Here is a 1,713-nt window from a genome sequence, read left to right on the forward strand (position 1 = left end):
AAGAATTTAGCTAAATGCTAAATAGAGCACGAAGCATTTCACGATTTAGTAAAATATTTCGTGCTCTTCCCTTTTTCTATAGTGTTTAAAACTTATAGCTATGTTAGGAGCTTTATAATTCTCTTAATATTAACAGTAAATATTGTAAGAGCACCTTGCATCTGCATGCCTATTAAGCCTGACGATAATGCAGCATTATAGCCGTGCTGGTGCTTAAGTTCACTATTTTTAGCTTCAATTTTGTATCTCTCTCTTGCTCGTGCCTTAAAATATTCCGTTTCTTGAAAAGCCATTTGATCTTTATGAACTTCAGATTTTATAGCTACAGAATATGTTTTTGATTTAGAACCTTCTTTGTAACAACCATCTCGTTGAAAGCAACTTTTACATTTTTTAATATCAAAATAATATGTAGCGGACTGATTTGTTCCTTGTCCTTTCTTTCTCTGTCGCGCTTTCCTTATAGACATGTGCCCGGCAGGGCAAACAAACATTCCAGCATCCTTGTTAAACTGAAACTCATCCTCTTTCTTACGAGTCCCACACGAAATTATTGGATTAAGTTTAGAGATCATTATGATTTGGTTCTCTTTTGCATACGTTAAATTTCCTTTTTCTGAATAAGCCGCATCACCAATTATCTCCTCAACTGCCATACCTGCCGCTTGACTCTTTTCAACTAATCCTTGGAGTTCTTTGCCATCTGCCTTTTCTCCAGTAGTAACAACAGCTCCTGTAATAATACGTTCTTCACTCATAGCAATGTGTGTTTTATATCCAAAGAATGAGGAATCCTGTGTCTTATGCCCTATGCGGGCATCCTCGTCTGTTGAGAGTGCTAAATGCTCGAGGTCATCCTCAATTGCTTCATTCAAATAATTGAGTCTTTGCTTAACATTATCATATACTGCTAGCTCAGGTGTAGATTCCACAACATTTACTAAGCCTCTGCAATATTCAATAATCTCTTCAAGCTTATCATTTGTTACCTTTTGAGGGAATTTTTCTTTCATTCCACTATTGATCTTATAAATCTCTTTCCTTAAAGATTTTGCTCGCTCCAATAAAACTTCTTGTGCAGACTTCTGGTTATACCTTGCTTTAGTATGTGTGGCATCAACAATAAGAGTTTTGCTTACCAAAACTCCTTTAGCAATAGCAATTTCCACTGTTTTCTTAATTAATAAGTCAAGCAAGTTCATATCTTTTAAACGTAGTTTTCTAAACTTGGTTAATGTGCTAGGGTGAATCAAATTAACTTCCTCTGGTGCTAAGTTTAAGAAGTATTTAAACGACATATCGTAAAGTGTTCTTGATACTACATCCTCATCGGATAATTCATAGGTAGTCTTTAATATGAGGTATTTAAATAGCATGATAGGATCTTTGGCGCCACGTCCCATGTTTACATTGTAATTCTCAAGCAGTTCATCGTAGATGAACGAAAAATCAACTAAAGCATTAAGCTTTCTTAGAAAATTGTCCTTTGGAATTATAATGTCATATAATCCTTGATACGCACTTACCACAAATTGTTGTTGACCCTTAATCATCTAATTCATCCCTTTCAATCAATAAAATAACTTATTTCTAAGTTATATATTCGACGTGTCTTTCGTAAAACCTTTTTGTTAAGGTCATTTATGGATGAAAAGTAAAAGCGCCATCACTTTCGCGATGACGGCTTTATTTTGTCAGTTTTTCAGTGGCCTC

The 1,713-nt window shown here is 34.9% G+C and carries 1 protein-coding gene; it reads right to left on the bottom strand.

Features of this window, described 5'->3' with window-relative positions; genetic code table 11:
- Positions 1-98: 98 nt before the first annotated feature.
- Complete coding sequence (locus IAI10_RS24525; RefSeq protein ID WP_315675937.1) at positions 99-1,553, bottom strand: IS1182 family transposase; 1,455 nt, start codon at positions 1,551-1,553, stop codon at positions 99-101.
- Between the last annotated feature and the right edge of the window lie 160 nt (positions 1,554-1,713).

It is taken from the genome of Clostridium sp. 19966, assembly GCF_032335695.1.
Lineage (GTDB): Bacteria > Bacillota > Clostridia > Clostridiales > Clostridiaceae > JACTOJ01.

Coding starts and splice junctions, on each gene's coding strand:
- IAI10_RS24525 (WP_315675937.1), bottom strand. CDS start 1,553: ATGATTAAGGGTCAACAACAATTTGTGGTAAGTGCGTATCAAGGATTA.